Source organism: Microbulbifer sp. SE14, assembly GCF_059834885.1.
In genome coordinates this window covers 297,281-322,175 of the sequence record NZ_JCBAJA010000002.1, presented here as the reverse complement: position 1 = coordinate 322,175, position 24,895 = coordinate 297,281, and the positions used below count along the sequence as shown (strand labels likewise).

General features: G+C 63.3%; 19 protein-coding genes. 6 read left to right on the top strand and 13 right to left on the bottom strand.

Annotation, left to right across the window (positions count from 1 at the left end):
* Positions 1–7 precede the first annotated feature (7 nt).
* The 5 genes from AC6R19_RS02910 to AC6R19_RS02890 all read right to left on the bottom strand — a co-directional run bounded on the left by AC6R19_RS02910 (position 8) and on the right by AC6R19_RS02890 (position 8,116).
* On the bottom strand, positions 8–2,098 hold the full coding sequence (locus AC6R19_RS02910) for a PEGA domain-containing protein (protein WP_500577981.1): 2,091 nt from the start codon (positions 2,096–2,098) through the stop codon (positions 8–10).
* Positions 2,099–2,455: 357 nt separating this feature from the next.
* Positions 2,456–4,024: a tetratricopeptide repeat protein gene (locus AC6R19_RS02905; protein ID WP_500577980.1), complete on the bottom strand. Its 1,569-nt coding sequence runs from the start codon at positions 4,022–4,024 to the stop codon at positions 2,456–2,458.
* A 144-nt stretch (positions 4,025–4,168) separates the two neighbouring features.
* On the bottom strand, positions 4,169–5,380 hold the full coding sequence (locus AC6R19_RS02900) for a hypothetical protein (RefSeq protein WP_500577979.1): 1,212 nt from the start codon (positions 5,378–5,380) through the stop codon (positions 4,169–4,171).
* 17 nt (positions 5,381–5,397) lie between these two features.
* On the bottom strand, positions 5,398–6,615 hold the full coding sequence (locus AC6R19_RS02895; RefSeq protein ID WP_500577978.1) for a hypothetical protein: 1,218 nt from the start codon (positions 6,613–6,615) through the stop codon (positions 5,398–5,400).
* A gap of 202 nt (positions 6,616–6,817) precedes the next feature.
* Positions 6,818–8,116, bottom strand: coding sequence for an energy transducer TonB (locus AC6R19_RS02890; protein ID WP_500577977.1), 1,299 nt, complete (start codon positions 8,114–8,116; stop codon positions 6,818–6,820).
* A 702-nt stretch (positions 8,117–8,818) separates the two neighbouring features.
* Between AC6R19_RS02890 and AC6R19_RS02885 the strand changes: the two genes are divergently transcribed.
* Positions 8,819–9,889, top strand: coding sequence for a branched-chain amino acid aminotransferase (locus AC6R19_RS02885; protein ID WP_500577976.1), 1,071 nt, complete (start codon positions 8,819–8,821; stop codon positions 9,887–9,889).
* A 374-nt stretch (positions 9,890–10,263) separates the two neighbouring features.
* Entirely contained in the window at positions 10,264–10,860 is a 597-nt protein-coding gene (locus AC6R19_RS02880) for a Yip1 family protein (protein ID WP_500577975.1), read from the top strand.
* A 212-nt stretch (positions 10,861–11,072) separates the two neighbouring features.
* Here the strand turns inward: AC6R19_RS02880 and AC6R19_RS02875 are convergent, their stop codons facing one another.
* A complete protein-coding gene (locus AC6R19_RS02875) occupies positions 11,073–11,558 on the bottom strand; it encodes a hypothetical protein (RefSeq protein ID WP_500577974.1) in 486 nt (161 codons plus the stop codon).
* A gap of 237 nt (positions 11,559–11,795) precedes the next feature.
* On the opposite strand from AC6R19_RS02875, the gene AC6R19_RS02870 reads away from it, so the two are divergent.
* On the top strand, positions 11,796–13,121 hold the full coding sequence (locus AC6R19_RS02870; protein WP_500577973.1) for a parallel beta-helix domain-containing protein: 1,326 nt from the start codon (positions 11,796–11,798) through the stop codon (positions 13,119–13,121).
* The gene (locus AC6R19_RS02865) at positions 13,114–14,301 is read left to right on the top strand and encodes an SO2930 family diheme c-type cytochrome (protein ID WP_500577972.1); all 1,188 of its coding nucleotides are present in this window, start codon (positions 13,114–13,116) and stop codon (positions 14,299–14,301) included. Before AC6R19_RS02870 ends, AC6R19_RS02865 begins: the two co-directional genes overlap by 8 nt.
* Before the next feature lie 78 nt (positions 14,302–14,379).
* Here the strand turns inward: AC6R19_RS02865 and AC6R19_RS02860 are convergent, their stop codons facing one another.
* From AC6R19_RS02860 to rsxA, 7 genes are all read right to left on the bottom strand, one after another.
* Positions 14,380–15,087 (bottom strand): TetR/AcrR family transcriptional regulator, encoded by a 708-nt coding sequence (locus AC6R19_RS02860; protein ID WP_500577971.1) that lies wholly within the window; start codon positions 15,085–15,087, stop codon positions 14,380–14,382.
* A gap of 396 nt (positions 15,088–15,483) precedes the next feature.
* On the bottom strand, positions 15,484–16,194 hold the full coding sequence (locus AC6R19_RS02855; protein ID WP_500577970.1) for an electron transport complex subunit E: 711 nt from the start codon (positions 16,192–16,194) through the stop codon (positions 15,484–15,486).
* Positions 16,194–16,883, bottom strand: coding sequence for an electron transport complex subunit RsxG (gene rsxG / locus AC6R19_RS02850; protein ID WP_500577969.1), 690 nt, complete (start codon positions 16,881–16,883; stop codon positions 16,194–16,196). Before rsxG ends, AC6R19_RS02855 begins: the two co-directional genes overlap by 1 nt.
* On the bottom strand, positions 16,883–17,941 hold the full coding sequence (rsxD, locus tag AC6R19_RS02845; protein ID WP_500577968.1) for an electron transport complex subunit RsxD: 1,059 nt from the start codon (positions 17,939–17,941) through the stop codon (positions 16,883–16,885). Before rsxD ends, rsxG begins: the two co-directional genes overlap by 1 nt.
* Complete coding sequence (gene rsxC / locus AC6R19_RS02840; protein ID WP_500578028.1) at positions 17,941–20,028, bottom strand: electron transport complex subunit RsxC; 2,088 nt, start codon at positions 20,026–20,028, stop codon at positions 17,941–17,943. The genes rsxD and rsxC overlap by 1 nt, the downstream gene beginning before the upstream one ends.
* Before the next feature lie 95 nt (positions 20,029–20,123).
* Entirely contained in the window at positions 20,124–20,738 is a 615-nt protein-coding gene (gene rsxB / locus AC6R19_RS02835) for an electron transport complex subunit RsxB (RefSeq protein WP_500577967.1), read from the bottom strand.
* A 5-nt stretch (positions 20,739–20,743) separates the two neighbouring features.
* A complete protein-coding gene (rsxA, locus tag AC6R19_RS02830) occupies positions 20,744–21,319 on the bottom strand; it encodes an electron transport complex subunit RsxA (RefSeq protein ID WP_500577966.1) in 576 nt (191 codons plus the stop codon).
* A gap of 365 nt (positions 21,320–21,684) precedes the next feature.
* Here rsxA and AC6R19_RS02825 point away from each other — a divergent pair, with 365 nt between their 5' ends.
* Positions 21,685–22,521, top strand: a complete 837-nt coding sequence (locus AC6R19_RS02825; protein WP_500577965.1) for a helix-turn-helix transcriptional regulator — start codon at positions 21,685–21,687, stop codon at positions 22,519–22,521.
* A gap of 124 nt (positions 22,522–22,645) precedes the next feature.
* A complete protein-coding gene (cas3, locus tag AC6R19_RS02820; protein WP_500577964.1) occupies positions 22,646–24,883 on the top strand; it encodes a CRISPR-associated helicase Cas3' in 2,238 nt (745 codons plus the stop codon).
* The last annotated feature ends 12 nt before the right edge of the window (positions 24,884–24,895 follow it).

The following is a 24,895-nucleotide window of genomic DNA, read 5'->3' as shown; positions in this document are numbered from 1 at the left end:
ATGTCTCCTAGTTCACCCAGCGTGCCACGCGGAAGCCCACATCATCCCTGGGTTCGGCGCCGTAGTCGCGGTAGGAAAGGCGCAGTTCCGTGAGGCCGGCGTGGCGCCAGCTGGAGCCGCGAATCACGTGGTAGTCACCATCCTGCGGACCCACCGGATTCTCCTCGCGACGCATGGAGAGGCCGGTGCCTATGGTGTAGAGGTCGTGTATCCATTCGGACACGTTGCCGCCCAGATCGTGGATGCCGAGCCCGTTGGCGGAATAGCTGGCCACCGGGGCGGTGGCGGCGTAGCGGTCGCTGTAGGTGCGCAGTACCGCGGGCACCAGCTGGGCGGCGTGGTTGTCGGCGTAGTTGCCGGAGTTTTCCCTGACCGGGAGATCGTCGCCCCAGGGGAATTTGCGCATGGCACCGCGCTCGTAGCGCGCCGCCCAGGCCCACTCCGCCTCGGTCGGCAGGCGGTAGCCGTTGGCGCTGCCGTCGAAACCGCTCACGCGGCCGCGCTCGGTGTAGTAGACCGGCTTCAGTCCGTCGCGCTCGGAGAGCCAGTTGCAGAACATGGCCGCATCGGCCCAACTGACATTCACCACCGGCAGGCTGTCGTTGTCCAGGCTGACGCCGTTGACGTGACTGGAGCTGTGCATGCGCTGGTAGCGGCGGTATTCGCGATTGGTCACCTCGGTGGTGCCGAGATAGAAAGGGCGGGTGAGGGAAATCTGCCGCAGTACCTCGTTGGCGCGGCGGCCCTGTTCGCGGCGGGAGGAGCCCATGGTGAACTGAGCGTTGGGGCGCATCAGTACCATGGTGCCGCCGGCCGGATGGGTGATCTCCGCCGGGATCTGGCTCCAGCGGGCCTGTTCCGCGGTGAGCAGCACGGCGCGGATACTCTGCTCCAGCTTCGAGCTGGGCACCACGGTGGTTTCGTAATCCTCGTAGCCGCTCTTGCGCACCAGGATGCTGTGGCTGCGCGCCGGCAGGTTGAAGGTCTCGCCGCTTGTTCCGGCGAGTTTGCCGTCGATATAGACCTGGGCATTTTCCGGACTGCTGGTGATGCGTACGCGGCCGTAGACGGCGTCCAGTGCGATAACCAAGTCGCGCTCGATACCGGCGCCCACGTCGACGGTGCGCTCTACCGAGGCGTAGCCGTCCTTGAAAAAGCGCAGCTTGTGCTCGCCGCCGGAGGACAGCTCCAGGTCCAGGGGGGTGTGGCCGCGAAACTCGCCGTCCACGGTCACGCTGGCGCCCTCCGGGGTGCTGACCACGCGCAGTATGCCGTCGGCCGCGTGCAGGTCCACCGGTGCCAGCGTCTGGTCTACGCCGGCGGTCACAGCCACCGGGATCTCGGCGGTCTTGTGTTCCGGCAGTGACAGGCTGACGATCCTGTCACCCTGGATCAGTTCTGCATTCAGCGGCGTGGTGCCGAGCACCTCGCCTTCGACGGTCACGGTGGCACCGGGCGGGTTGCTGCTGATGCGTATATTGGCCCAGGCCGGGCGCAGCTTGGCCTGCAGCCGCTGGGTGTTGTCCAGCCCTTCGATGTCGATTTCCCGGGTAAAGGGCAGGTAGCGGTCGGTTACTATGGTGATGCGCTTCTGTCCTGCGGGAATATTTTTTGCCAGGCCGTTTTCGCTCGCCACTTCGGTGCCGTTTACCAGGACACGCACCGGTACCGGTGGGTCGCTTATCACCTGCAGGTGTCCGGGCAGCTTCTCCAGGGTGACCGTGTGGCGGCTGTGCCCGTCGCCGGTCACCTCTACCTCGCCGCTTTTCGGCAGGTAGCCGGTGGCGCTGATGGTGTAGCTGTAGTGGCCGGGCAGGACCAGGTGGCCGTCGCCTAGGGGCAGGGCGAAACCACTGACGCTGACATCGGCATCGGCGGGTTGGGTTTCGAAGATCAGGGAGCGCGCGACCAGCAGGTAGACCAAGGCCAGGAACCCCAGCAACAGACAGCCGGCAATGGCCAGGGCGCGCGGTGACAGCAAGAGCTTCTTGCTGCCGGATTCCACCTGTACCGGTGTGAAGCCGACGGGCTGGATTACCGAAAAGTCATCGTCTGCGCGATCGCCGCCGCGCAGGGGTACCGCTTCCTTAGCTGTCATTTATGCTTTCCTGTTACGGGCACCGCTATAAATCTACTGCGCGTGCGCCTGGCGGCGGCGGCCACCACCAGCCGCCCGCTCGCTACGATTTCTAGAGGTGCCCTTACTGCGCACTTATCGATTTATCGCAATTGCAGTGAGCGCCGCGGCCGCCGGAGTCTGGGCGGCTCCGCGAGCCTTCCACTGTGCACTACAGCTTAGCTCGCCGGCGTGATCTTCATGGACTTTCGCTCGCCGTTTGGCGCGCCGATCCTCTTTTCGCGCCAACCGGAGTGGCGTTTTTGTCCAACTTTAATTTGCCTTTGCGAAGAACCGTACAGTGTTTGATCAGGAGGCGCGGTTTCGGGTTCTGGGGGGTCAGCTATTATTGGCACTGTTTATTTTTTCGGCGCACTGTATGACCACGGTCGGGATTTCCTCGCCCGGCGCTACGGTAAATTCGCGTCGCACGTCGCGATAGCCCTCGCGCGTCCCCACGGCGGTGTAGCGGCCCGGCTTGAGGGTGATTTCCCGCTCATCGAAGTTTCCCAGCCTTCCAACGTGGTAAATGGCAACATTGGTATTGCTGTCCGACTGCAGGCGCACCGGTAGGGGAATCAACGCTTTGGTGAGTGCGTTTTCCAGGTCTTCGATCTGCTGTTGCAGGCGCGAGGTGGCGGAGGAGGTTCCGTTGTTGAGCTGGCGGGCATCGGCGAGCACCTGGCGCGCGTACTGGTTGCGCTTGCTGTTACCCAGGGTCAGCGGGTCCTTCAATAGTTCCTGCAGTTTGTCATCCAGCTGCGCCCGGGCCTGGGCGCGCGCCTTGCCGGTGATGGCGTCCACCAGGCTGCCGTCCTTCTCGACAAGTGCAGTGTAGCTTTTCACTGCGCCGTGCCAGTCCTCTGTATCTTCCTGCTGGCGGGCGCGGCTGAACAACTGGTCGATACGGTTCTGTTCGGCACCGTTGCTGGCCTGCTGCAGGCCTATGGCCGGCTCCTCGGCATTGGGTTTCAGTTTCCGGGCGCGCAGGAAGGCCGCTTTGGCTGCGTTGAAATCCATTTCCGCAATGGCCGCATAGCCCGCGGACATGGCCTCGCTGTAATCCCGCTCGGTGATTGCCGCCTGCACTTTGGGCAACAGTTCTCTGGCGGGGCGGGTTTCCGGATCCGCGGCCAGGGACTGCTGCAACGCATCCCGGGCGGTATCCAGGTCTTTTGCGGCAAAGGCCTGTTTGCCGCTGGTGAAGAGCTGCCAGGCCTGTGGCAGCTTTTCCGCGCGGGCTTTGCCCTGGACGCCGCGCGGGTGTTCGTCGGAAATCGTCAGCACCAGGTCGAAGGCCTTGTGTGCCGCTTCGGCATCGCCTGTATCCAGTGCTTCATTGCCTTGGGCGAGGTGTTGTTCGATGCGCTCGGGGATGCCATCGCGCAGTTGCTGGAATGCGGCGAGGGACTCGCGGTATTTTTCCAGCGCCTGCATGAAATTGCGCTTGCGGTAGATACCGTCGGCCTCCTTCGCCAGTGCCTGGGCTGAGGAAAACTCGTCATTGGCCCAGAGTTCCACCTGGCGCTCCTCCAGTTCTTCCTGCAGCATCAGGATTTCCTGCAGCACCTTCTGCACATTGCGTCGCTGCTGGGCTATCTCCGCATCGCTGTAGGGAGAGGCCTGGATTTTGGGGACTGCCGGGCCCGATGGGCTTGTGTCGGCGACTGAGGGCAGGCGGGGCTGCGGTTTTTCCACCATCTGTGGCAGCAACCAGAAGACACCGACGAGGCCGAACAGCAACAGGAGTCCGATGGCAGCGGCCCGCAGCTGTGGGCTTTTCGATTTGCCGGTGCGCGCCGTCGGTGTGGTTCGCGGTGTCTGCGGACCCTGTTCGTCACGGCCGAAACGGAATTCGGCGGGCTGGATGGCTGTGCTGTCTTCTGAAGATGGATCGCGGTGTTGCATGGTGATTCCGCTTTGCTGTTTTATTGGCGGTGGTAACTGCTCGCTTCCCTGTTGCCAGCAAGAGAGGCTCGGGCGGCCCTGCTGCCGGGGGCCTTCGCATTTGGCTTAAGTATTCTTTTCGAGTCCCGAGTCCCCAGTCCCTATTCAAATACTGGTCTCCAGCGCGCCGGTTTCCGCCTCGTAGATTTCCTTCAGTATCTCGCGCCACTGGCGGTACTGGTTTTCCACGGTGCCGGTCAGGGTCACGGTGCGGTCTTCCAGCTCGACGATCTGTGGCTCCACCTCGGCTTCCATGGAGTCGCCGAGTTCCTGCAGCGCCTCGATGTGCATCTTGGCCTCGCTGCGGCGGTCGAAGCCGCTCTTGACCAGGTAGCCGCCGCCGGCGATACCCACCTGGCCGGCGGCGCGGGCGGCGCCCGTGCCTCCACCGGCGGCGGCTATGCCGCCGATAATCGCGGCGGCACCCATGATGGTGTGGTTGCGGGCCTTGCGCTTCAGTTCGCGCATCTGTTTCGTTTCTTCATAACTCATGGCGCGCCACTCCTGGTAGGGCGTTTCCATGGATTTTACGAAGGTGCCGTAGTAGCCCTGCAGAGTGTCCACAAAGAGGTAGTCGCGCTCGCGGATGCGCCGCACCCGCTGCAGCATGGGATCGTCTTCTGCCGGCAGTGCGGTCAGTTGGTAGATGCCGTCTTCATTTTGGGCCAGGTAGTGCTCAAAGGCGGCGGGGGAAAAGCTGCGCGCGAAGCGCATCTCGGAGATGGTGCGGAGTTCGGCGATCTGCCGGTCCGAGAGTTTCTGCCGGTAGGCCAGCATGTCGTTGGCGATGCGGTTGTAAATGCCCTGGAAGGCATCTCCCTCGGTGGGGTGCTTGCGGTCGTAGGCATAGTGGGAGGCCTGTTCGCTGTATTGCTTGGTAAACCAGCGCTGCCCGCGGGAATCGGTAACAGTGACATCCACGGTCAGGGTCTCGCCGTCGGACTGCACGATGGTGCCGGCGACTGTGACATCGATATTGGTGCGCTCGCTGGGAATCACGCGCACCGCACCCCAGCCCTGGCTGGACTGGAGGGACTCGGCCAGGGTGACGGCGATATAGCGGGATTCCGCCTGGCGCAGTTCCGGGAATACCAGTTGGTCCTCATCAGCCTCTGCTGTGTCCAGGCCGGGATTGAACTGGACTATGCCCACATCCAACAGTCGTTGTTCGGGAATGGTGGCGTCCTCGACGGTGAGTGGGGTAAACGCCGTGGTGCGCACCTCGGTGGTGGTGCAGGCGCCGATGGCCAAAGCGGCAGCCAGCAGCAGGCCGTTGCCGAACAATTTAGGGCACAAAAACGGTTTGGACAAAAACATGCTGACTTCCTCCGCTGTCACTTCTGCGCGTTCTTATATTTCCGGTATTCCTCCCACAGTTTTTCCCGCAGTTCCGGGTCCGACTCGCGCGTGGCGGCCTCGCGGATCTGCCGCGCCACCACATCGTCGTCGTTGCCGTCGGGAATGTCCGCGGGAATTACGGTGGGGGAATTGCTGTGGTCGTACTCGCCCTTGCGCCCGGCAGTGGGCAGGCCCGGGCCGGTGGCCTGGCCGCTGGAGTTGTTCTGCTCCGGGCCGCTGCCGCCCTCCGCACCGCCGCCGGGGGGAGCGGGAATTTCGGCCTCTGCGGATTCGATCAGGTCCTCCAGGGACTCGCCGGGAGGCGGCTCGTCCATGCCCTCTTCACTCTCTTCCTCGGCGGAGGCGGGGCGGTTGCGCACATAGTCGCGCTCGCGCAGGATCATGCCGTCGTAACTGGCCATGGTGGAGTCAAACTGGCCCTCCAGTTCAGCCACCCGCTCGGCGGTGCTGGCGGGTGCCTCGTTGGGGGCGCTGCCGCCGCGGCTGCCGGCGCCGCCAGCGGATTGACTCGAGCCACCGGCGGGCTGGCCGGACGCGGAGCTGCTGGCCGCACTGCTGGAAGCGGAAGCACTGCTCGCCGATGAATTGCTCGAGGAAGCGCTGCTGCTGGAAGATGAACTGGAAGAGGCGGTCTGCTCCTCTTCGGAAAAGTCGACCTCATCCGGCGGCTCGCCCTGGCTGTCGGTGACGGGGTCTGGTGGCATCTCCGAGTACTCTTCGGAATCGCTGCTCGACGGCGAGGATCTGCGCTTGCGCGAGCTGCTAGGCGCGCTGTCGCCGGGACTGCCGCGCCGGCTGGATGACGACTCCTGCTCGCCATCGCGCGAGGCGCTGCTACTGGGGCTGGATTCCTGGCCGGATTCAATGGTCGGCATATCCATCGGCGGCCGGTTGCTGCTGGTGGAAACACTCGGCATGCCCTGGCTCGGCTGGCTGGAGGAGCTGCTCGACGGCATGCCGCTGCTGGCGGTCTGCGACTGGCTACTGCTTGAAGAGCTGCTGCTGGAAGATGAACTCGACTGGGACTGGGACGACGAGCTGGAAGAGGACTGGGACGGCTGCGCCGGTGGTTGCTGCTGGGTCTGCTGGCTCTTGCAGCCGGCGACCACCGCGCTCACCACTACCATCGAGGCCAGCGTGCGCCAGCCGATGCTCCGGCGAACATCTTTGAATACCGCTTTCCGTAGTGTCATTTTGTCTCTCCTGGGTCGCCCTGTGGGCGCTGTCGGATGTGTGATTTTTGCGGCGAAAGCCGGGGCGGCGGTCCGCCGGCCCGGCTTTGAATTTGTGCCTTCGGGAATCGGCGATCCCGCAGACAGCTTAACGGTTCGACAGCGGCCGTTATCCGGGGTTTGTCCCCCCCGTTCACGGAGGCGCCAGATTTGCGCATTTCGCTCAATCGAAAACGAACCGCTGCACTATGCTCCTGGTTTCCACCGGCTCGCCGTTTTCAAAGCGGGGACGGAACTTGGCGCGTTTGAGAACGTTGCGCACCCTCGAGCGGATACTTACCCGGTCGTCCGGATAGGCGTTCAGTATCTCAATGTTGCGCGCCTTACCGAAGGCGGTGACGTCGTAGGACACGGTCACATAGGAATGTGCCAGCGCCTCGCGGTCCTCCTCCAGCATCGGCAGTGCCGGCAGCGCCGCCGGGCGGCCGAAAATATCCTCGATTTCCTGGTTGGTGGCGCCGTTGTCCCACAGTGCCCGATAGGCCTCGCCGTAGGTTTCCCGCGCCGAGTGCCACTTGTTGAACATCATGTACCAGTCCCCCAGTTCCACCTTGGCCTTGGCGGAGGCCGCCGGCGGTGACTGCGGGTTTTTCTGGTAGACGTCGACGATGCGGGCTATGGCGTTTTTGCCGGTGCTGAAGCTGTTCATGCGGTAGTGGTCGAGCTTGGAGCGCCGCTGCGCATCCAGGTCGCCGCCGCCGAAGCTGGTGTTGATCACCACCGGGGGCTGGGGTTCGCCGTCGTAGGTGGCGAGGTAGTAGTTGGTGGCCTTGAGGCCGCGCAGGGCCTCCACCAGCCGCAGGTCATTGGCGCCGAAGTTCTGCGTGATGATGTCCACTGCCAGCTGGTAGAGATTGGTGGCGCTGATCAGATGTTCGAACAGGGTGCCGCCTTTTTCCTCTACGTAGGCCTGCAGGTGCCAACGGCTCAGATCGTTGATGACCGGCAGCATGCGCGGATCCTTTTCGCCGTAATTGCGCGCGTGCAACCAGTAGAGGTACTGCTGGTTGTCGTCGGCGTCCTCCCATTGGTTGAGGGCTATCTGGCTTTCGATCATGCGCTCGATCATGGGGATCTGGTTCAGCGAATAGAGTCCCTCGTTGACCCGGTTGATCAACATGGCGCGGCGGAACTCGCTGATGGCCTCTTCGTGGGCGCCGGCCTTCTGCAGAGCCGTGGCGAGGCCCAGCAACTGTTCATCCATGCCGGCGCCGTAGGCGCCGTACCGGGCTTCCATTTCCTCAATGCGCTCCCTATAGCTTTCCACGGCCTCTGACGGTCGCAGCTGGCGTCTTGTAGTCTCCAGTGGTTTGGATGCCGCCTCGATAAAGGCGGGGGGTGGGGCATTGGTGTCTGCGACGACGGAGACGCCAGATTCCGCGTAGGCGTTGCCACACAGCAGAGCTGTGGCTGTAAACATCAAGCCGATAGCAAGGGTATTGCTGATATCTGTCTGTGTCACGATTGAACCACTTCCGTTCCATGTTTTGCTTCACCCGTTTCCCGCGCCTGTCGGCGGGGAAAGGCGGGCACGAACTCCGCCCGGGACTTGGCCGTGCGGATTTTCTCTCCCTGAAGTGTGGTTCTCTCACAAATCCCTGACAGTGCCCGGAGCCTGTCTTGTTGTTTCCGGTGACAGGCCTGTGGCAGGTTGCTGGCCCGCGGTCGATTGCCGCGTCGCGGCCCCTGTGAATACGCGCCTCGAGCCTGTTGTCCGGCTCCCTGGGTGCGTACCAAAGAGTATAGCCACGACGATTCGCCTCCTGGCGATCTCCATTGCGATGGTGGCGTGAAAGTCAACTGTTGGGCTGCGGATTTGTGAACAGGTGCATTGCCACCTATTCGGTTTAGCAGCCCCCGGGCGCGCAGAGACAGTTGCCGTATCCATGCCGGGAAAGCAGGTGCCAATAATTCGGGCGCGTGAGAAAAAGGACGACGACCGAACAGGGAATGGTCAGCCGGCGGGCAGGGCAGCGCTGTCTGTGTATGTCGGCCCGTTTGCCCGAGTCAGGCGTCACTTTCGCAAGGGTCGAGATATTCATCCTAATGATGGCGTTGATCTCGGCTTATACATTGCGCTCAAGCACAGTATGGCGGGCGGCTGATTTGGATTGCCGCGCGGCAAGCGCCATAATCAGCCCATTGAAATGAGAGGAGAGTGCCGGTGAGCATTTATATAGACCCAGCCGTGGCGACCAGTCTGCGCGGATTCGAGATGCCCGAGAAGCTGGGCTTTGGCACCGTGATGGCGCCGGTCATGTTCCGCGCCGTCTGCCAGGACGGCTGCTGGAGCCGGGGGGAACTGGTGCCCTATGCGCCCCTGTCCCTGGATCCGGCCGCCAAGGTGCTGCACTACGCCCAGTCCTGTTTCGAGGGCATGAAGGCCTACCGCACCCGGGGCGGCGGCGTCAGCCTGTTCCGCCCGGAACGCAACGCAGCGCGTATGGCCCACTCCGCCGAGCGGCTGTGCATGCCGCCGGTGCCGGAGGCGCTGTTCATGGACGGCGTGCGTATCGTAACCGCCTACTGCGCCAACCTGGTGCCGGCCACCAGCGGCGAGTCCCTCTACCTGCGCCCCTTCCTGATCGGTACCCAGGCGGACCTGGCCGTCTCCGCCAGCACCTCCTACGAGTTCTATGTGATCGCCAGCCCGTCCGAGGCCTATCACGCCGGCAACATGCGCCTGTGGGTGGAGCGCGAGGATTCCCGCGCGGCGGTGGGCGGCACCGGCGACGCCAAGGTGGGCGGCAACTACGCCGCGTCGCTGCTCAGCATCGCGCGGCTCAAGCAGCGCGGCTACGACCAGTCCCTGTGGCTGAACCCGGGCAACCGCAAGACGGTGGACGAGCTCTCCGGCATGAACTTCTTCGCGGTGATCGATGGCGAATTGCACACGCCGGCGCTGACCGGCTCGATTCTCGAAGGGGTTACCCGCGACTCCCTGATCGACCTGGCCCGGGACCTGGGCTACACGGTGCACGAGCGCGCCATCGACATCGACGAGCTGCTGCGGCAGGTGGCGGAAGGCAGCTGTGAGGAGGCCTTCGCCTGTGGCACCGCGGCCATCATCAGCCCGATCAGCCTGTTCGGCGATGGCGGCGAAAACTACCAATTGGCCAAGGCGCCAGGCCCGGTGGCTTCGCTCCTGCGCGACGCGCTGCTGGATATCCAGGAGGGGCGGGCCGAGGACAAATTCGGCTGGATGCACCCGGTGGAGGTGGTCAGCGCCGACTGACGACCCCGGTTTGTTTGTGTAGGAGCGGCGGGGCGGCCATCCGCCCATGGCCGCGATCGATGTCGGAGACTGCCGAAAGTCCGATCGCGGCCATGGGCCGCTCCTACAGCCAACCGTCGAGTGAATCGGTATCACTTTCTTCCGCGCATTTGTTTCCTGCAGAAACGCAAATGTAATCTCCCACGCCAATCTCTCGGCGACCGTTGACTTGCACGACTGAACTCCCTACAACTGAATCGACAAAATAAGAAATGAACTGGAACTTTAGGGAATGGCCTTTTAGCGGTATTCCTCATTTTGACAAGTAGTTCCCAGATCAATTTGAGCAACTAGGTCTCGCCCTGGAGTTCCTCGCAGTGAGTGAGGAAATCGGGATGTTGATCCATATGTTCGGGCTGCTGGTACAGCCGCGCAGGCAGTGGCAGCTCATCGGAAACCTGTCGGAGAAAAACCTTCGCCGGCAGATCCCCTACGTCATAGTGCTGGCGCTGTTGCCGGCGCTGGCCTGGTATTTCGGCACCACCAAGGTGGGCTGGAGTATCGGCGGCGGCGACCCGGTGCGTATAACCAGCGACAGCGCACTGTCCCTGGTGGCTGTCTTTTACTGCACCATGGTGCTGGCGGTGGTGGCCATCGGTTATTTTATTCACTGGATGTCCAAGACCTACGGTGCCAAGTCCTACCCGATGAAGGGCATGGTCATCGCCGGCTTTACCGCCACGCCCATTTTCATCGCCGGTGCAGCCGGTTTCTATCCACTGCTGTGGCTGGATATCCTCCTCGCCACCCTGGCTGTTGCCTACGCGGTTTACCTGCTGTACCTGGGCATTCCGATCGTGATGGGGGTGTCCGAGGAGCGCGGTTTCCTGTTTGCCAGCGCGATTGTGACCGTGTCGCTGGTGGTGGCGGTGATGGTGATGGTGGGGACGGTGCTCTTCTGGAGCTTTGTCGCCGCGCCGGTGTTTCACTGATTCTCGGGACTCGGGACCCCGGGACCTCGGGAAAACTGCGATTTTCCCGGTCCCCAGCTTGTAGGGCGGATAAGCGTCAAGCGAGTCCACGCCGGGCGCATCCGCCACTGGGGTTGGTGGATGCGCCTGCGGCTTATCCACCCTACAATTTTTCCAGTTCCCAGTTCCCAGTTCCCAGTTCCCAGTTCCCAGTTCCCAGTTCCCAGTTCCCACTAAGGCGTATAGCGAAACTCCAACCGGTAGCCATTCGCCAGCTGCAACTGCTGTGCCGCGGCGCTACCCCTTTCCAGCTCTATCTCAATCACCGACTTCACCACCTGCCGCGGCTCCGTGTCTATGCAGTGCACACTCATGGCCGCAATGGTCTGGTCCTCGCTGATCACCGCGTGCTCCACTATCTGCAGCAATAATCGGCCGCCCTCGGCACGCAGCTGGTAGCCGGGCCCGCTGGCGAGGGCTAGTCGGTACTTGGTTGCACCCCAGGGGCCTTCGCAGCGGATCGCCTGGTATTCCCGCGGCGGCACCTCACCCGGAATGGCGCCCGACTCGAAGGACTCAAAGGCCTCGCCCAGTTCCTGTTGCGCTTGATAGCTGTGGCCGGTGGGCGTGACTATTTCCAGTTGAAGAGTTTCCATCGCCTGGGCACTGATGCCGAGGCAGGCGGCGAGGGTGAAGGCGGAGAGGGAGCGATGGTTCATTTTGCTTACTGCAGCTTTCCCGGCTACTTCGCACCGACACTACAGGGTGCCGCCGCCGACGGCAAGGGCATGGAAAACCGCCTTGATGGCCTCTGACCGATTGGATACTATCGGTCTCGCTGGCAACCAGTCATTTTTTGCGCGATCTAATTGGTACATTCGTACTTATTAATAGGGAGAAGCCTGAGATTGCTCCGATTGCCAGCGGTCATAACTCGAATAAAAGGAAAAAACACCATGAAGACTGCAGCCCACAAGATGGGGATAGCGGGCGTGGCGCTGGCTGCTGTACTGGCCGCGGCCTGTTCCCAGGACAAGAAAGAGAGCCGGGCCGACGAGGCCCAGGCCACCGCCTCCGACGACTTCCAGAAGCGGCTGCTCAAGCAGCTGATCTCCGCCCAGCCCGGCGATGTCATCGAACTCCCCGCCGGCGTGTTCCACCTCAACCGCAGTCTTTCCCTGAACGTGGACGGCGTGACCATCCGCGGAGCCGGGATGGATGAGACCATCCTCTCCTTCAAGGAGCAGATCCAGGGGGCCGAGGGCCTGCTGGTGAACGCGAGCAACTTCACCATCGAGGACCTGGCCATTGAGGACACCATCGGCGACGCCCTGAAGGTGAATGAGGGCGAGAACATCGTCATCCGCAATATCCGCGTCGAGTGGACCAACGGCCCCGCCACCGAAAACGGTGCCTACGGCATCTACCCGGTGCAGACAAAAAACACCCTGGTGGAAGGCACTGTCGCCATAGGCGCGTCCGATGCGGGTATCTACGTGGGGCAGTCGCAGAATGTGATCGTTCGCAACAACCGCGCCGAGTACAACGTGGCCGGTATCGAGATCGAAAATACCATCGGTGCCGACGTCTACGACAATGTGGCCACCAACAACACCGGCGGCATACTGGTGTTCAACATGCCGAACCTGCCGCAGCCCGGCCACAGCACCCGCGTGTTCAACAACAGGGTGTTTGAAAACAACACCGAAAACTTCGGCCACGAGGGTACCCCGGTGGCCGCGGTTCCCGCCGGCTCCGGTGTAGTGATCAATTCCAACGACAATGTAGAGATCTTCAACAACGAGATCGCCGACAACGATACCGCCAACGTGATCGTCAGCAGCTATTACATGGCTGGCTACTACAGTGACAAATCGACCCAGGAGGACTTCGATCCCTACCCGGAGGGAATTTACATTTACGACAACAAGTTCACCGGCGGTGGTTCCTCACCCGACCACCTGGAGCTGAAGGCGCTGAAACTGGCCAAGTTCGGCCTCAGCGGCAGCCTGCCGGATATCCTCTGGGACGGCGTGGTCGACGCAGAGAAAATGGTCGACGGCCAGCTGCGCGACGAATTGAAGTTGTGCATCGACAACGGGGATGCGGGCATCATCAATGTGGATGCGGCCAACGACTTCAAAAATATTTCCACCGATATGGCGCCGCACAAGTGCAGCTTGAAAAAACTGCCGCAAATCGTGCTGGACTCAGACCAACAAGAGGACCAGCCGGCGGCTGAAGACAACGAAGTAGCACAAGTCGAGGCTGCTGATGCGTAGAGTCCTGTTGTCCAAATGGTTGGGGCGCGCGGTGCTGGCCCCAATCTTCGCCGCCGCACTTTTTGTTGCCGCGGCGCTGGGCGGCTGCGATGCACCGAGGCAGCAGGTCACACTCTACGAGCGCGATGCCGTGCCGGAGCGCCTGAGCGACTGGCATATCGTCGAGGCGATCGACGGCGAACTGTCCCTCAATGACGGAGTGACACCCTACGACCTGAACACGGCCCTGTTCACCGACTATGCCCACAAGCTGCGCACCGTGTGGATGCCGGCGGGCAGCTCCGCCAAATACGGAAACGAGCGCTTCGAGTATCCGGTGGGCACTGTGCTCAGCAAGACCTTTTACTATCCGAAGGGCCGGGATGGCGCGGTGCTGCGCACCGGCGACTACGGCGGCGACTATGTCGAGGGCAAGGCCGGCGAAGCACTGGACCTGGATAAGGTGCGCCTGATGGAGACCCGCCTGCTGGTCAAGCGCGCGGACGGCTGGCAGGCGCTGCCCTATGTGTGGAACGCCGAGCAGACGGAGGCGACGCTGGAGATCGCCGGCGACGCCAGTGGGCTGCAGCTGGTGTCGGCGGACGGTGAAGCGACGGCATTCACCACGGCCTTTACCTACGTGGTGCCCGATGCGAACCAGTGTTCCGGCTGTCACGCGGACAATCACACACAGAAGGCCATAGTGCCCCTGGGTCCCCGCGCGCGTCACCTGAACAAGGACTACGCCTATGCAGGCGGTGCGCAGAACCAGCTGCTGCACTGGCAGCAGATAGGCTACCTGAGCGGGCTGCCGGAATTCGCCGCGATACCGCGCAATGCGGATTACGCGGATAGCGGCCTGCCGCTGGAGGAGCGCGCCCGCGCCTACCTGGATATCAACTGCGGCCACTGCCACAACCCGTCCGGCGCGGCGGACACTTCGGGGTTGATGCTGGCGCACACGGAGCGGGACCGCCGTCGCCTCGGGCTGTGCAAGCCGCCGGTGGCCGCCGGCACCGGCAGCGGCAACCGCCTGTTTGCGATAGTGCCCGGTGCACCAGACAAGTCGATCCTGAATTTCCGCGTCGAGTCCACCGACCCCGGTGCGATGATGCCGGAACTGGGGCGCAGTCTGGTGCACGAGGAGGGCACCGAGCTGTTGCGCCAGTGGGTCGCGGCCATGCCGGGAAGCTGTAGCTGACGGTGGTCAGGGAGTGGGCTGTGCCGCGCTCACCGGGAGATGATGAGTGCTGCCCGGCACCGCCGGGCAGCCGGCTGGTCAGAGTTGCTTTTCGGTTTCCGCGACAGGAATGGTGGCCGGGATCAGGCCCCGGATCATCATGGTGACGCTGCGTTCCAGCAGCGGCGAGTCCAGCGCTATGGCGCCGCTCAGTATCTGGTATTCCAGGTTGAGGATGGTGCCGTGCACTATCTGCGATGCCGCCTGGGGATCGGCGAGGCCGAGCAGATGGAAGAACTCCTGGATCAGCGTCTCGGTGGCCTGGTTGGCCATGCGGATGGCGCGGGTCAGCTGTTCGTTGCGCAGGGCCTCATTGCGGAACGCCAGCTCGATCAGGCGGCGGTCGCGGTCGCCGGCCTGGGTGCGCACATGGGTGAGGATAAAGCGGGTGAGCTGCTGGATCAGCAGTTTGCGTCCGGCGCCGGAGGCGCGCTCTTCCGCCGACAGGTTGCGGGCGGCGGTGAAGCTGTCTTCCTGCAGTTGGCGGGTATGCTCCAACCCCTGCTCGACGAAGTAGGTGAAGGAGTCGCTGATCAGGTCGTTCAGGTCTTTGAAATAGTAGGTGGTGGCGGCCAGGGGCACGCTCGCCTCCCGGGCCACGGCGCGGTGGCGTATGCCGCGGATACCCTCTTTCACGATCAGCCGCAGGGTGGCCTCGAGTATGGCCTTGCGGCGCTGGCGGCTGTCGGCGCGCTGGGCGCGGCGACCGTGATAGACCAGTTCAGACTTTCCATTGTCCACAGTCATGGTGAGTTCCTTGTTTTTATTGTTCGGTGCCGATCGCGTAACTTGATCGGGCGTCCCATTCTAGCGGAACAGTTGCAAATGGCTACCGCGGTGGGGAGGAACGGGGTGCCAAAGCGATTACATTGCATTACACGCGATTATTTGGGGACTTGGAACTGTGTAGTAGGAGCGGCCCATGGCCGCGATCGACCTGTCGGGCATTCCGGAGGTATGCCGGCAAGGGGACGTAGAGGTGGCTCTGCCGCCGGTGGTTGTTTCCGGGACCTTTCGCGGCTGGCCGCTCCTACAGCAAGCATAGGTTGATGAGTCCCGTAGGGCGGATAAACGTCAAGCGCATCCGCCGGGGGTGGTGGATGTGCCTGCGGCTTATCCACCCTGCAACTTCCCCGGGCGAAATCAGGTGATCTTGCCGGTCACCCGCACCCGCTTGGCCCCGGGCACTATCTTCACCCGCTGGCTGCGGCGGCGCTCTATGCCGGCGTCTATGGCGTTCTTGGCCGCGATCAGCAGCCCGGCCACCAGGAAGGCGCCCGGTGGCAGCACCGCGGCCAGGAAGCCCGGGTAGCCGGCGCCCATCACCGGTATGGCCCAGTCCTTCGCCATGGGGCCGAGCAACAGGTCCATATCCGCGAATAACGTACCCTGGCCGATGATCTCGCGCACCGCGCCGATGGTGATCAGTACCGCGGTGAAACCCAGCCCCATCATGAAGCCGTCCACCAGGGACGGCAGCACCGGGTTCTTGCTGGCGAAGGCGTCGGCGCGGCCGAGGATGGTGCAGTTGGTGACGATCAGCGGGATAAAGATCCCCAGCACCAGGTACAGCTCGTAGGTGAAGGCTTTCATCAGCAGCTCGGCGCAGGTGACGAAGGTGGCGATGATCATCACCGAGGCCGGCAGGCGCACCGTGTCCGGCATCTGCCGGCGCACCAGGGACACCGCCAGGTTGGAGCAGGTGAGCACGCCGATGGTGGCCAGCCCCAGGCCTATGGCGTTGACCACCGTGCCGGTCACCGCCAGCAGCGGGCAGAGGCCCAGCAGCTGTATCAGCGCCGGATTGTTGTTCCAGAGGCCGTTGCGGGTGATTTCGCCGTAGGGTGCTGTCATCAATTCTTCTCCGCTTCCGGTTCAGTCGCTTCAGACTGCTCCACTTCCACCGCGCGCTCGGAAACCGGAGCACTGAAGATCTGCCCGCGGTGCCGGTCGACGAACTCCAGCACCTCGCGTACCTGATTCACCACCGCGCGGGGGGTGATGGTGGCGCCGGTGAACTGGTCGAAGGCGCCGCCGTCCTTCTGCACCTTCCACATCTCCGGCGGCGGGTCCTGCAGGGACAGGCCGTTGAACTGCTCAATCCAGTCGCTCTTCTTCAGGTCCACCTTGTCGCCGAGCCCCGGGGTCTCGCTGTGGGCGGTCACGCGCACGCCGGCCACTGTGCCGTCGCGGTTGACGCCCACCAGCAGGGAGATGGGGCCGGAGTAGCCGTCCGGCGCCACGGCGGGCACGATCACCGCCGAGATGCTGCCGTCCTCCTCCCGCGCCAGGTTGATGTCGCCGCCCTGGGTCAGGCCGAGCAGGCTCCAGTACTCCCTGGGGATCGGGTAGGTGTCCACCAGGATGTCGTTGCTGTGGCGATCCAGCGGGATTATTTCCAGCAGCGCCTTGGCGGAAGCCGCGCGTATCGCGCGCTCTATCGGCTCGCGGGTGGTGATCTGGGTGACTGCCAGGGTTCCGGCGGTGACCAGGGCGAACAGGGTCAGGATGCCCGCATTGGAGGTCATCGACTGCTTCAGCATCAGCGCTCCTCCGTATCCGTGGCGCGGCGCGGCGCCTTGTGGCCGTAGGTGCGCGGCAGCGTGTAGTTGTCGATAGTGGGGGCGGCGAAATTCATCAGCAGCACCGCGAAGGCCACCGCGTCCGGGTAGGTGCCCCAGGCGCGGATCACATAGGTCAGCAGACCGACGCCGGCGCCAAAGATCAGCCGCCCCCTGTTGCTGGTGGCGCCACTAATGGGATCGGTGACGATGAAGAAGGCCCCGAGCATGGTGGCGCCGGAGAAGAGGTGCAGCGCCGGCGAACCCTCGGACAGGGAGCTGCCGCTGTCATAGAACAGCAGCGACATCAGCGCCAGGGTCGCCAGCATGGCCACCGGCGCGTGCCAGGTGATGATGCGCCGGAACAGCAGGAAGAGGCCGCCCACCAGGAAGCCTAGGTTGGCGGTCTCCCAGCCGAGCCCGGCCACGGTGCCCTTGTTCAGCAGCGGCTCCATCTCGTACAACTGCGACAGCAGCACCGACTCGTTCAGGCGCACTATCTCCAGCGGCGTGGCACGGGTGTAGCCGTCCACGCTGTAGTTGCCGAAACCGAATACCAGGCCCAGGGCCTCGCCAATGCCGGGGGCGCCGTAGATCAGTTCCGCCGGCCCCACCCAGCGGGTCATCTGCACCGGGAAGCTGATCAGCAGCACCACATAGCCCACCATGGCCGGGTTGAACGGGTTGTAACCCATGCCGCCGTACAGGTGCTTGGCCAGCACTATGGCCGAGGCGGTGCCGATCACCGGCAGCCACCAGGCACAATAGGGGGGCAGGGAGATGCCCAGTAGCAGGGCGGTAACGAAGGCGCTGTAGTCCTTCAGGTAGAAGCCCACCGGGCGGTCGCGCAGCTTCATCACCCCCGCCTCGCAGGCGATGGCGGTGACGGTGCAGAGCGCGATATTGATCAGCACGCCGATGCCGAAATAGAGCACCAGTGCCAGCACGCCGGGAATGGTGGCGGCCGCCACTTGCAGCATCACCTTGGCGGTGCTGTCGCCGGAGCGGGCGTGGGGAGAGGTGGCGCGCATCAGTGCCATTACCGGTCCCCGCCTTTCAGTTTTTCCTGTTCGCGCATCTTGTCTTCCAGTTTCTGCTGCAGGTTTTTCAGCGCCGTCTCGAAAGCCTCGATATTGGCCTCGCCGGCGGAACAGGCTTTTTCCAGGCGCACCCGGGCCTTCTCGACCCGTGCCTTCAGGGCCTCGATTTCCGCGGCCAGCTTGTCGGCCGGGCTCATGGCGGCGCGGGCCGCGGCAGCGGCCTTGGCTCTTTCAATCGCGCCCTGCGCCCTGGCTTTGGTGTCCTCGGGTGCCGCTTTTTTCTGCTCGGCTTCCGCGGCGGCCTCGGCCTTGTGCTGGGCCTCCGCCAACTTCTGCCGGGCCTCCTGCAGTTTCAGTTCGGCTGCCTTCAGTTGCGCCGCCAACTGATCGCGCTGGCTCTCTTCCGCCGCCTGCAGTTTCTGCTGCAGCCGTTCCACCCGGCTCTCGGCGCTGGCCAGCGAGCGCTGTGCCCGGGCCAGTTGCTGTTCCGGGGACGCCTGCTTGGCCTTGACTCGCGCCAGTGCCGCGGCCACGACATCCGCCTCCTTCTGCGCGGCTGCGGCCTCGGGCGACTCTTCTCCGGGGAGGGGGGCCTGTTCGCGCTGTTGGCGCGCCAGCTCGGCGGCCTCGCGCCGGGCCTGGCGCTTGGCCTCCTTCTCTCGTTCGGCCTTTTCCAGGCGCAGCTTGCGGAATTCGAAGCGGTCGCGGGCGCGGTCGGCCTTTTCCTTTTCCAGGTCGGCGACCAGGATATCGCCCTTGGCGGCGCGGTAGTACTGCACCAGCGGGATGCTGCTGGGGCACACATAGGAACAGCAGCCGCACTCGATGCAGTCGAAGAGGTTGTAGGCCTGCAGTTTCTCGCGGTCGTCGGCGCGTGCATACCAGTAGAGTTGTTGTGGCAGCAGCGATGCCGGGCAGGCCTCGGCGCAGAAGCCGCAGCGGATGCAGGCCTGGGCCGGCGGCGGCGGGGGCAGCTCCTTCGCCGTGGGCACCAGCAGGCAGTTGGTGGTCTTGATCACCGGCGCGCGCTCGTCGTCGATGGTGTAGCCCATCATGGGGCCGCCGATGATCACCTTCTGCATCAGCCCGCGGTGGGCGCCGTGCTGCTTGAGGATATGCTGGATCGGGGTGCCGACGGGCACCTCGATATTGCGGCTCCGCTCCAGCGCCTCGCCCACCACGGTGGTCACGCGGCTGATCAGCGGCTCGCCGAAGCGCACCGCGCGGTAGACGGCGCGCGCGGTGCCGACGTTCTGGCACACGATGCCGACATTGGCCGGCAACCCCTTGTTGGGCACCTCGCGGCCGGTGAGTATCTGGATCAGCTGCTTCTCGCCGCCGGACGGGTACTTGGTGGGGAAAACCACCACATCGAAGCGGGTATCTTTCACCGCCTTGCGCATCGCCGCTATGGCTTCCGGCTTGTTGTCCTCTATGCCGATCAGCACCCGCTCCGGCTCGTCGAGGATATAGGCGAGTATCTCCACCCCGGAGATTATCTCTGCCGCGCGCTCGCGCATCAGCATATCGTCGGCGGTGATATAGGGCTCGCACTCGGTGCCGTTGATGATCAGGGTATCTATGCTGGCGCCGCCGTGGGGATCCAGCTTGACCGCGGTGGGGAAGCCCGCGCCACCCAGGCCGGCCACGCCGCAGTCGCGGATCTTCTCCAGCAGGTCCACCGGCGTGTGCGAGCGGAAGTCCTCGCAGGGTTCCAGTTCACACCAGCGCTCCTCGCCGTCGGTGCGGATGGTGATGCAGTCCGCCGGCATGCCGGACGGGTGCGGCACCGGGGCCGGCTCTATGGCCATCACCCTGCCGGAGCTGGGTGCGTGCACCGGGCAGCTGATAAAACCGTCCGCCTCGGCGATCTTCTGCCCCTTCAACACGTATTCGCCCAGATGGACCAGCGGGATGGCGGTGGCACCGGCGTGTTGCAGCAGCGGGACCACCAGGTCTTCCGCCAGCGGGATGCTGCCGATGGGCTCCCCGGTGGACTGGTGTTTGTTTTCCGGCGGATAGATGCCGCCGGGGAAATCGTTGGGGCGCAGCTCGCGCGCCTTTTCCCGCGCCCGGTCGCTGGCGATCAGCTGCGCCTCGCGCTCGGCGCGGCGCTCGCGGGCGGACTCCCCCCGTTCCACCTTTTCCTGCTGCGGGCTCAAGGCTGGCTCCTGCTGCGGGCTCAAGCTGCGTCCCTCTTGCTACTCTGTGTGCGGCGCCTGTCGCTGGCGATCAGCTCCACGCCCTCGGCGGGCTTCTCCGGGAACCACAGCTGCAGCGGGGCTTCCAGCGGCACCATATCGATACAGTCCACCGGGCAGGGCTCCACGCACAGGTCGCAGCCGGTGCACTCGTCCACGATCACCGTATGCATATACTTGGCCGCGCCGGCGATGGCGTCCACCGGGCAGGCCTGGATGCACTTGGTGCAGCCGATGCACTCCGCCTCGCGGATAAAGGCCACCATCTTTACTTCTTTCTCTTCCCCGTGCTCCGCATCCAGGGGCATGGGTTCCATATCCAGCAGATTGGCCAGCTCGTTGATGGTGGCCTGGCCGCCGGGCGGGCACTTGTTGATCGCATCGCCGTGCACTATCGCCTCCGCATAGGGGCGGCAGCCGGGGTAGCCGCACTGGCCGCACTGGGTCTGCGGCAGCAGCGCGTCCACCTGCTCGACCAGCGGATCCCCCTCGACCTTGAAGCGCACCGCGGCGAAGCCCAGCAACGCGCCGAAGGCCAGCGCCATGCCGCCGAGGATCATCAGGGGAGTGGAGATTTCGGAGAACCAGTCCAGCATCGTGTCTACACCAGACCACTAAAGCCCATAAACGCCAGCGACATCAGCCCGGCGGTGATCATGCCGATGGCCGCCCCCTTGAAGGGGACCGGCACGTCCGCCGCGAACAGCCGCTCGCGCATCGAGGAAAACAGGATCAGCACCAGGGAGAAGCCCACCGCGGCGCCGAAGCCGTAGAGGGTGGACTGCACGAAGGTGTGCGCCTTCATGGTGTTCTGCAGCGCGACGCCGAGCACCGCGCAGTTGGTGGTGATCAGCGGCAGGAAGACCCCCAGCACCTTGTACATCAGCGGGCTGGTCTTCTCGATAAACATGCGCGCGAACTGCACCACCACCGCGATCACCAGGATAAAGGAGATGGTGCGCAGGTATTCGATACCATAGGGCTCCAGCAGGTAGGTGTTCACCAGGTAGGAGCAGATGGACGCCAGCGTCAGCACAAAGGTGGTGGCCCCGGCCATGCCCACGGCGGTCTCCAGCTTGTTGGAGACCCCCATAAACGGACACAGGCCCAGAAACTGCACCAACACATAGTTGTTGACCAGAATGGTGCTGAGCAGGATGACGGCGAATTCGGTCATGGTTCTCCGCTGGTGTCGGTTGAGGGCAGGCTGCTACCCGCAAAGCCTAGCATTGGCACGAGTGCTCCCTCTCCCGCTTGCGGGGGAGGGGCTGGGGGAGGGGGCGTCGCGCAGGGGCGCTATTATGGGTGAGCCCTCATGTGCCTTCAACATGGCCGGCACGCCTTCCTTGTAAATCCAGACTCCCGTGCCGGGTTTGCAAGGAAGGCGGGGGGCGAATGGACCACTCAACATCGATCCCCGAAAGCCGGGGCCGAACTGGCGGTTGACCCGCAGGGACCACTGGCGTAAAAACATAACGGCGTCACAAACAATAACAATGGCAGTTCACACACTGGTCCGTGAGCTGCGCCAGGCCACAGCTCATGGAAGAGATCCAACAGCGCCGCTTCTGGCTGATCGAACTCATCGCCTACTGGGAAGGGCGCCTGACGACCACCCACCTGCGGGAATTCTTCAATATCAGCCGCCAGCAGGCGAGTGCGGACATCAGACGCTACCGGGAAACCCACCCCGGCAACCTCCCTGACTACCAGCATAGCGACAGGGCCTACCTGCCGAGCCAGGAATTCGAGCGCCACTACATCAGCGCCGACGTGGCCGAATACCTCAACTGGATGGCCGGCCTGAGCGCCCGCTCGCTCCCCGCCCACCCCTCCTGCCAATTGCCCAACCTGGTACTCAAACACCCCGCCCGCAACGTCACCCCGCAGTTGATGCGCCCACTGGTCAGGGCCATCCGCGAACAGCGCCGGGTGGAAGTGGACTACGGCTCCATTGCCAACCCCAACCGCGAGGGTCGCATCATAGTCCCTCACACCTTCGTCAACACCGGCCTGCGCTGGCACCTGCGCGCCTGGTGCGAGAAGAACCAGGGCTACCGCGACTTCGTCCTCAGCCGCTTCCACGGCCAGCCGGAAGTGCTGGACAAATCCAAGCGTAGCGCCGAGGGAGACATCGCCTGGAATACCCAAATCACCCTCATCCTGCAACCCGACCTACGCCTCTCCGCCGAGCAGAAGGCCGTGCTCGAACACGACTACAACATGGAGGGCGGCCAGCTCTGCCTCAAAACCCGCGCCGCCCTGGCCAGCTACCTGCTCAAGGAGATGCAGGTAAACACCAAGATGCTGGACGGGCGGCCGGAGGCGCAGCAGTTGGTGCTTGTCAACTATGACGACGTTAAGGAGTGGCTTTTCTAGATGACGGCCGGGTGGGCTGGGGTAGAAGTGTCAAGCAGGGTTACCTGGGGATTTGTGCAGTGTTGGCCGCTCGCGGAACCGCGGTTAGGGTTGCGGGAGTCAAACGCGAAGGGAAGGTAGTCGGATGTCGAAACCACAGTGGACAGATTTTTACGCGCACTCCACAGATAGGACCGATAAGGCGGATTGGCAGTCTCTGGCTGGCCACCTTTCGGCGGTAGGAGAGCTGGCTGCGCACAAGGCAGCTATTTTCGGTGGAGAAAATCTAGCCCAAGTAGAAGGGTTGTTGCACGATCTGGGCAAGTATACGGAGGCGTTCCAGCAGCGCCTGGAAGGCAGCCCAGCGCGGGTGGACCACGCGACCCACGGTGCGGTGATGGCAATAGAGCGCTATGGCCTCATCGGGCGATTGCTCGCTTACGCCATTGCCGGCCACCACGCCGGTCTCGCCAATGGTAGAGACAACGGCGAGCGCACCAGCCTAAAAGATCGCTTGAGAAAGGAGCTGCCGCAACTCCTGCCACACTGGCAAGACGAAATTGATTTACCTGAGCCTGAATCTCTGGCGTTGCCGGGGAGGCTGAAAGGGATTAAGGAGCGCAGCAGTTTTCAGCTTTCGTTTCTAGGCCGCATGCTCTTCTCTTGCCTGGTGGATGCGGACTATCTCGACACAGAAGCCTTCTATCTACACAAAGACAAGGGAGTGGATGGCCGCGACCAGGAATTTCCCAATCTTTCTGCGTTGCGCGAGCGCTTGGATCAGTATCTCGGTCGCTTCAAGGCGGACTCCGATGTCAACCGCATTCGGGCCGAAATCCTCGAACACGTGCGAAGTAACGCTGTGCAGGACCCGGGGCTTTTCTCTCTCAATGTACCCACCGGCGGCGGCAAAACGCTGGCGTCCCTGGCTTTTGCCCTTGATCACGCTATTGCTCACGGCCTGCGCCGCGTCATCTTCGTGATTCCCTTTACCAGCATCGTCGAGCAGAACGCTGCCGTATTCCGTGAGGCGTTGGGCGATCTGGGCGAAGTGGCAGTGCTGGAGCACCACAGCGCTTTCATCGACGACGGCAAGAATGGTAGAGACCCTCAGTCCAGGGACAAGCTGCGCTTGGCAATGGAAAACTGGGAGGCGCCGATAGTGGTGACAACCTCGGTGCAGTTCTTCGAGAGCCTGTACGCTAACCGCAGCTCGCGCTGTCGCAAACTGCACAATATTGCCGGCAGCGTAGTCATTCTGGATGAGGCGCAAACGTTGCCTCTCAAGATGCTGATGCCCTGTGTCGCCGCCATGGACGAACTGGCACTGAACTACCGCACCAGCCTGGTTCTTTGCACCGCCACCCAGCCGGCGCTTAAAAAGGAGGAGGGCTTTGCCAATGGATTGGATAATGTGCGCGAACTCGCTCCAGAGCCGGAAGACCTGCAGCGGCAACTGGAGCGGGTGCAGGTGCAATACAGGGGCCCACTTGCCGACGAAGAACTGGTAGACGAGCTGGCTGCCCACGAACAAGTGCTGTGCATCGTCAACAGCCGCCGTCACGCCCGCAGCCTCTACCAGTCCATCTCTCACCTCCCGGGCGCGCGCCATCTCACTACCCTGATGTGTGCCAAACACCGCAGCCAAGCCTTGAAGGAGATTCGCCAACAGTTAAAAGACGGCGAGCCCTGTCGGCTGATTGCGACTTCCTTGATAGAGGCGGGAGTAGATGTAGATTTTCCCGCCGTTTTTCGGGCCGAGGCTGGCCTGGATTCCATAGCCCAGGCCGCCGGCCGCTGCAACCGTGAGGGCAAGCGACCGCTGGAGCAGAGCAACGTTTATGTATTTGCCGTTGCCAGCGACTGGCCGACACCGCCGGATGTGGAACAGTTTGCCGGAGCGGCAAGGTCAGTTTTCCGCAGATACGAAAAGCCCTTGTCACTGGCCGCGATCCGTGACTATTTCCGAGAACTTTATTGGGTGAAGGGCAAGGAGCAGCTGGGCGCGGGCATGCTGGAAATGGTCGAGGACGGCCGGCTCGAAGGTCTCCCCTACGAGACCCTGGCCAAGGATTTTCGCATGATCGACAGCCATATGCTGCCCGTGATCGTGCCCTACGACGAAGATGCGAGAAAGGCACTGCGCGACCTGCAGTGGGCGGAGTCCTGTGGCGGCATAGCGCGGAGATTGCAGTCCTACCTGGTGCAGCTGCCCGAGCGGGCCTTGCGGGCGCTGAGAGAAACGGGAGCCGTTCAGCCGGTTGAAGCAGAGCGGTTCGGAGAGCAGTTCATGGAGCTGGTCAATGGGGATCTCTACCACGAGAAATATGGGTTGGACTGGGATGATCCTTCCTTCATCCGTGCGGAAAAATCGGTAATGTAGATAGGTCGCCGC